Origin of the sequence: Myxococcus vastator (genome assembly GCF_010894475.1) — a bacterium.
In the GTDB taxonomy this organism is placed as follows: domain Bacteria; phylum Myxococcota; class Myxococcia; order Myxococcales; family Myxococcaceae; genus Myxococcus; species Myxococcus vastator.
In genome coordinates, this window is record NZ_JAAIYB010000446.1 from 1 (window position 1) to 6785 (window position 6785).

A 6785-nucleotide genomic window follows, 5' to 3' on the forward strand; every position below is an offset into this window, starting at 1 on the left:
GCCTGGGGCGGCTGGGCCTGGGCGGCACCGCTGGGGGCTTCGATGTCGAAGGCGAACGCGTCGTCGGCGGGCGGCGCCTCGACGGGAACGGGCAGGGCGTCATCGGCGAAGTCGAAGTCCCTGGCGGTGCCCGCGGGTGCGTTCACGCCGTAGCCCTGCGCGGCGTCCTCGACGGGGGCTTCGACGGTCTCGAAGTCGAAGTCGCGCGCCGTTTCCGCGGGCTCATTCACGCCGTAGCCCGACGACGGAGCGTCGGTCGGCTCGCGGTAGGCGTCGGTCGGCAGCGGAATGGAGACGACGCGCGTCACCTCGTGGGTGTCCTGGGCCGGCTCGCCAAAGTCGTCACCGAACGCGTCCATGCCGGACGGGCCACCTGCCTGCGGCATGGCCGCGGCGGCCTCCGCGGGCGAGCTCATGTCGAAGGCGAAGGCGTCCTCCTCGGGCGCGGCGCCCGGGAGGGGCAAGGCGGCCTCTGCCTGGGCGGGCTCGCTCATGTCGAAGGCGAACGGGTCGGCTTCCGGGGCGCCTCCGGGCAGCGGGATGGCCTCTGCCTGTGCGGGCTCGCTCATGTCGAAGGCGAACGGGTCGGCTTCCGGGGCGCCTCCGGGCAGCGGGATGGCCTCTGCCTGTGCGGGCTCTCCCATGTCGAAGGCGAACGGGTCGGCTTCCGGGGCGCCACCCGGCAACGGAATGGCGGCGGGCTGAGGCGCGGCCGCTCCGGGCAGGGGAATGGCGGCGGCGTGGGGCGCGGCGCTGAGCGCCTCGGGGGCACCCGGCAGCGGGATGGCTCCCGCGGGCGCACCTGGAAGCGGAATGGCGGCGGCGTGGGCCGGCGCGGCACCTGGCAACGGGATGGCCCCCGTGGACGCGGGCGCGCCGGGGAGCGGAATCGCGGCGGACTGCGCGGGCGCGCCGCCGGGGAGCGGAATGGCGGCGGACTGCGCGGGCGCGGCGCCGGGGAGCGGAATGGCGGCGGACTGCGCGGGCGCGGCACCGGGCAGCGGGATGGCGGCGGCCTGGGGCGCGGCGGTGGCACCCGGCAGCGGAACGGCGGGCTCGGCGGGAGCAGGCGCCGCGGGCGCGCTCACCGCTTCGAGCTTGATGGGGAAAGTGGTCTGGCACCGGGCGCACTTGAGCTTCGCGCCGCCCGGGGGGATCCGCTTGTCATCGATGTTGTAGTTCGTCTGGCAAGACGGGCAGGAGACTTTCATGGGGTTCCGAACTCGCGAGAGGGGGACCGAGCGCCTTCGCGGTGCGCGCAGGCTACCAGAGGCGTTTCCAGCCCGGAAAGAACGCGCACGAGGAGGTTGAAGCGCACCCTCCCGGGCAAGCAGGCGAGGGCTCCCGCCGTCCACCGGTCAGCACGCCGCGTTCGATTCGCCGCTCCCGGAGTGGAAGATGCTAGACCCGCCCCTCAATGGAACCCATTGTCATCCTGGGCGCGGGCCTCGCGGGCCTGTCCACGGCCCACTTCCTGAACAAGCCCTGGCGCCTCATCGAGAAGTCCGACCGGGTCGGCGGCCTCATCAAGACCGAGGTCATCCAGGGGTGTTATTTTGACCCCACCGGTCACTGGCTCCACCTGCGCGACCCGGAAATCCAGGCCCTGGTGAACACGCTGTGGCTGCCGGAGCAGATGGTGCGCATCCAGCGCAAGGCCGGCATCTTCACGCGGGGGGTGTTCACCCGCTTCCCGTACCAGGTGAACACCCATGGCCTGCCGCCGGAGGTGGTGGCGGAGAACCTGACCGGCTACGTGGAGGCCGTCTACGGTGAGAAGGGCCGCGCGCTGCGCGAGCGCGAGCCGCGCAACTTCGAGGAGTTCATCCTCCGCTTCATGGGGGAGGGCTTCGCGAAGAACTTCATGGTGCCCTACAACCAGAAGCTGTGGACGGTGCACCCGCGTGAGATGTCCGCCGCCTGGGTGGGCCGCTTCGTGCCCCGCCCCAACCTGAAGGAAGTGGTGGACGGCGCGCTGGGCGCTGGCAGCGACGCGGTGGGCTACAACGCGTCGTTCCTGTACCCACGCGAGGGCGGCATCGAGAGCCTCGCCCGCGCCATGCTGAGCCACCTGAAGGGCGGCCAGCTCAGCACGCACACCGAGCCCACCGCCATCGACTGGAAGGCCCGGAAGGTGACGCTGTCGGACGGAAGCGTGCAGCCCTATGCGGGGTTGGTGTCCAGCATCTCCCTGCCCGGGTTGGTGAAGCTGCTCGCCCAGGGCGAGGCCGGCGTGCCGGACACGGTGCAGGACGCGGCGAAGCAACTGCGCGCCACCACCGTCACCTACGTGGCCGTGGGCGCCAAGGGGTCCAACCGCCAGCCCTGGCATTGGATCTACCTGCCGGAGCCGGAGTTCCACACGTACCGCATCGGCTCGCCCTCCGCGGTGTACGCGCCGCTGGCGCCGCCGGACACGTCCACCTTCTACGTGGAGTACAGCCACCACGGCGAGCTGTCCCCGGCCGCGGCGGAGAAGTACGCGGTGGAGGACCTGGTGCGCTCGCAGATGATTCACGCCGCGGACGACGTGCTCTTCGCCCAGGCGCGCGAGATTCCCCACGCCTACGTGCTCTACGACGACGCCTACGGCCCGGCGAAGTCGGAGATTCTGCGCTTCCTGGAGCATGCCGGAGTCCAGATCGCCGGCCGCTATGGGCAGTGGGAGTACTCCTCCATGGAGGACGCCATCCTCGCCGGGCGCGCGTGCGCGAGGACACTCAACGGTTGACATCCCCCTCGCCCACCCGTCGCATTGTGTCGACGGGTGGCCTGGGGCGTGTTAGCCATCCCGGTTCGAGTTCATGGCCCCGCACCTCACCGTCGTCATCCCTGTCTACAACGAGGAGTCCATCATCGCCTCGGCGGCGGAGGAGTTGCGCCAGGGGCTGGATGCGCGCGGGCTCGACTACGAAATCATCTTCGCGGAGAACGGCTCGCGCGACGCCACGCCGGCCATCCTCGAGGCGCTGTGCGCGAACAACCCGCGCCTGCGCTGGTTCCACTCGGAGACGCCCAACTACGGCGTGGCGCTCAAGGCCGGCATCCTCAAGGCCCGGGGCACCTACGTCGTCTGTGATGAAATCGACCTGTGCGACCTGACCTTCTACGACGCGGCGCTGCCGCGGCTGGAGCGGGGCGAGTCGGACATGGTGGTGGGCTCCAAGGCGGCCAAGGGCGCCAGTGACCAGCGCCCGCTGATTCGCCGGGCGGCCACGCGGGTGCACAACAAGCTGCTGAGGGTGGCGCTGGGCTTCCAGGGCACGGACACGCACGGCCTGAAGGCGTTCCGCCGCGAGGCGCTGCTGCCCGTCATCCAGAAGTGCGTGGTGGACATGGACGTGTTCGCCAGCGAGTTCGTCATCCGCGCGTGGCGCGAGGGCCTGCGGGTGATGGAGATTCCCATCCAACTCCACGAGAAGCGCCAGCCCTCCATCCACCTGTTCAAGCGCGTGCCCAACGTGCTCAAGAACGTGGGCAAGCTGTTCTACGTCATCCGCGTCCGCGGGACCTGAGCCGGGGAGGGCGCACCGTGCGGCTGGCGTCCATCTCCGTCGACCTCGACTCGCTGCCCCACTACTGCCGCATCCATGGCCTGCCGGAGTCGCTGCTGGACGCCCGCGCCCGCTCGCTGGTGCACGCGGTGGCGGTGCCTCGCTTCCGGGAGCTGCTCGACGGGCTGGGCATTCCGGGGACCTTCTTCGTCATCGGCGAGGACCTGGAGTCCGACCCGGTCGCCGTGGCGGGCATGCGCGCCTCCCACGAGGCGGGCATCGAAGTGGCCAGCCACAGCCACGCCCATGACTACGCGCTGACGCGCCGGGGCCCCCAGGCCATCCACGCCGACCTGGCGCGCGCGGATGCCGCCATCCTCGCGGCCACGGGCGCGCGGCCGGAGGGGTTCCGCGCGCCGGGCTACACGCTCAACGCGGACCTGTACGCGGCCACTGCGGCGCTGGGCTACCGGTATGGCTCCTCGGCCTTCCCCGCCGTGCCGTACTACCTGGCGAAGGCGGTGGTGATGGGGGGCCTGGCGATGCTGGGGCGTCCGTCCCGCTCCGTGCTGGATACGCCCCGCGTGCTGCTGGCGCCTCGGGTGCCGTACTGGCCCGACCCGGCGCGGCCCTACCGGCGGGGCTCGGGCGCCGTGCTGGAACTGCCCATGACGGTGACGCCCGCGCTGCGCTTTCCCTTCATCGGCACCTTCGTCACCACGCTGCCGAGCGCGTCCCTGCGCGGGCTCTGGCGCGCCTGCCGCCGGGACACCTTCTTCAACTTCGAGCTGCACGGCGTGGACGTGCTGGACGCGTCGGACGGGATTCCCCCGGAGCTGGTGCGGCAGCAGCGGGATTTGCGCGTCAGCGCCACCCGGAAGATGGCGCGCCTGCGCGAGGTGTTCGGCTGGCTGAAGTCGGAGCGGGAGGTCCTCACGCTGCGCGACGTCGCCGGGCGCCTGTCCGCCAGCGCACGTCCCGGCTGCCTCTGAGGGCCGGTATGGCATGCTTGCTTCGCCGGTGCGGGGCGGGTGGTGTAAAGAGCCCCCATGCTGGAGAACGTCACCGACCGAGTGAAGAAGGGCCTGCGCGAGTGGACGGACCGGCTGGCCAACGGCGAGCAGAAGCAGCGGCTCCAGGGCCTGACGCGCCCGGGGAACGAGTACGGGGTGGACCCGTTCGGCTTCGACCTGGACTACAGCCTGTCCGCGGTGGCCCCGCTCCTGTGGCTCTACCGGAACTACTTCCGCGTGGAGACGTACGGCATCGAGCACGTGCCCGCCGGCCGGGTGCTGCTGGTGTCCAACCACTCCGGCCAGCTGCCCATGGACGGCGCCATGATTGGCGTGGCGATGATGCTGGACGCCAGCCCGCCCCGCGTCATCCGCAGCATGGTGGAGAAGTGGGTGTCGTCGCTCCCGTACGTGTCCACCTTCATGGCCCGCGTGGGGCAGATTGTCGGCACGCCGGAGAACTGCCGGCGGCTGCTGGAGTCGGAGGAGGCCATCCTCGTCTTCCCCGAGGGCACGCGCGGCATCAACAAGCTGTGGCCCCAGCGCTACCAGCTCCAGGAGTTCGGCCTGGGCTTCATGCGCCTGGCGCTGGAGACGAACACGCCCATCGTCCCCGTGGCCGTCATTGGCGCGGAGGAGCAGGCCCCGGCGCTGATGGACCTGAAGCCGGTGGCGAAGCTCTTTGGCTTCCCATCCTTCCCCATCACTCCCACGGGCCTGCCCATCCCCCTGCCCACGAAGTACCGCATCTACTTCGGGGAGCCGCTGCACTTCTCCGGGCGCCCGGATGACGAGGACAGCGAGTTGGACAAGAAGGTCCGCACCGTGAAGGCGTCCATCCAGTCCATGCTCCACCAGGGCCTCAAGGAGCGTCAGGGCGTGTTCTGGTGAGCGCCCGGCGCGGCGGTGCTAAAGAGGGGGGTTCCATGAAACCGGCCGTCGTCGTCACGGGCATCAGCGGCAACCTCGGCCGCACCCTCGCGAAGCTGCTGCACAAGCACGAGCGCATCATCGGCATCGATCGGCGGCCCTTCGCGGGACGGCCGAAGGACGTCGAGATGTACGAGCTCGACCTCCGCAAGAAGAAGGCGGAGGACGTCTTCCGGAAGAACGAAATCCGCGCCGTCATCCACATGGGCATCATGCATGACCCCCGGATGAGCGAGGAGGAGCACCACTCCTTCAACGTCGTGGGCACGACGCGCCTGCTGGAGTACTGCGCGAAGTACGGCGTGAAGAAGGTCGTCGTCCTGTCGTCGGCCAACGTCTACGGGCCCAGCCCGGACAACTCCAACTTCCTCATGGAAGACGCGCCGCTCATGGCCGCCAGCCGCTTCTCCGGCGTGCGCGACCTCATCGAAGTGGACATGCTGGCGCACAGCTTCTTCTGGAAGCACCCGCACATCGAGACGGTCATCCTCCGGCCCGTCCACATCGTCGGGCCCACCATCAAGAACGCGCCGTCCAACTACCTGCGCATGCGCCGGCCCTGGATGATGGCGGGCTTCGACCCCATGGTGCAGCTCATCCACGTGGAGGACGTGGCGCGCGCCATGGTGGAGGCGCTCCGCCCCGAGCCCAAGGGCGTCTACAACGTCGTGGGCCCCGGCGAGGTGCCCCTGTCCTCGGTGATGCGCGAGCTGGGCAACAGCCCCATCCCCGTGCCGCACCCCGTGGCCCGGCCGCTGCTGGGCATGCTGTTCAAGTACCGGCTGGCCAACTTCCCGCCGCCGGAGCTGGACCACATCCAGTTCCTCTGCGCGGTGGACGGCAGCCGCTGGGTGAAGGACGTGGCCTGGAAGCCGCGCCACTCCATGCGCGACACCATCCGCTCCGTCCAGGGCGACTAGCTGGAAAGTCCGAGGCGCCCTGACACCGTTGTCAGGCCCGGCGCGACGTCCGGCCCAGGGGCCCCTGACAAGCATGTCAGAGGCCCACCGCGGAGGCTGGGCGGCGTCTGGCCGCCGGGCGCTGCAACCCCTTGAATCTCCAGCCATTCACCAGCGCCCGCTCCGGGTGTGGTGCTTGGCACTCCCATTGCTCTAGTGGCTGTCCATCACGGCGCGGCGACATGGGCCCGGCAACGGTGTCGCCCCGTCAGACTGTAGGGCACTCCATTGGGGAGTTCCCGACGCCCTCCGTCTCGGCCGGCCCCGAGACGGCGGGCGGACTCTTGTAGGGCGCTCCATAGGGGAGCTCCCGACGCCCACCGCCTCGGCCGGCCCCGAGACGGTGGGCGGTTTCTTTTCAGGGGGATGGGGGCTGCTCGGGGCTGGTG

Annotated in this window: 6 protein-coding genes; 5 read left to right on the forward strand and 1 reads right to left on the reverse strand. The window is 70.4% G+C overall.

What is annotated here, in order from left to right:
* Positions 1-1211 (reverse strand): zinc-ribbon domain-containing protein (locus G4D87_RS30905; RefSeq protein ID WP_205507782.1); only part of this gene is annotated, 1211 nt, incomplete at its 3' end.
* 206 nt (positions 1212-1417) lie between these two features.
* Here G4D87_RS30905 and G4D87_RS30910 point away from each other — a divergent pair.
* The 5 genes from G4D87_RS30910 to G4D87_RS30930 all read left to right on the forward strand — a co-directional run bounded on the left by G4D87_RS30910 (position 1418) and on the right by G4D87_RS30930 (position 6357).
* Positions 1418-2731, forward strand: coding sequence for a protoporphyrinogen/coproporphyrinogen oxidase (locus G4D87_RS30910; RefSeq protein WP_163786290.1), 1314 nt, complete (start codon positions 1418-1420; stop codon positions 2729-2731).
* 73 nt (positions 2732-2804) lie between these two features.
* Positions 2805-3515, forward strand: coding sequence for a glycosyltransferase family 2 protein (locus G4D87_RS30915; protein ID WP_163786291.1), 711 nt, complete (start codon positions 2805-2807; stop codon positions 3513-3515).
* 17 nt (positions 3516-3532) lie between these two features.
* Entirely contained in the window at positions 3533-4486 is a 954-nt protein-coding gene (locus G4D87_RS30920) for a polysaccharide deacetylase family protein (RefSeq protein ID WP_163786292.1), read from the forward strand.
* A 57-nt stretch (positions 4487-4543) separates the two neighbouring features.
* Positions 4544-5398, forward strand: a complete 855-nt coding sequence (locus G4D87_RS30925) for a lysophospholipid acyltransferase family protein (RefSeq protein ID WP_163786293.1) — start codon at positions 4544-4546, stop codon at positions 5396-5398.
* 35 nt (positions 5399-5433) lie between these two features.
* Positions 5434-6357 carry an SDR family oxidoreductase gene (locus tag G4D87_RS30930; RefSeq protein WP_163786294.1) on the forward strand — a complete coding sequence of 308 codons (924 nt, stop codon included), beginning with the start codon at positions 5434-5436 and terminating at the stop codon, positions 6355-6357.
* The last annotated feature ends 428 nt before the right edge of the window (positions 6358-6785 follow it).

Bases quoted from the DNA above. Each gene is read 5' to 3' on its own strand.
- G4D87_RS30925 (WP_163786293.1), top strand. From the start codon at position 4,544: ATGCTGGAGAACGTCACCGACCGAGTGAAGAAGGGCCTGCGCGAGTGG.
- G4D87_RS30930 (WP_163786294.1), top strand. From the start codon at position 5,434: ATGAAACCGGCCGTCGTCGTCACGGGCATCAGCGGCAACCTCGGCCGC.
- G4D87_RS30915 (WP_163786291.1), top strand. From the start codon at position 2,805: ATGGCCCCGCACCTCACCGTCGTCATCCCTGTCTACAACGAGGAGTCC.
- G4D87_RS30910 (WP_163786290.1), top strand. From the start codon at position 1,418: ATGGAACCCATTGTCATCCTGGGCGCGGGCCTCGCGGGCCTGTCCACG.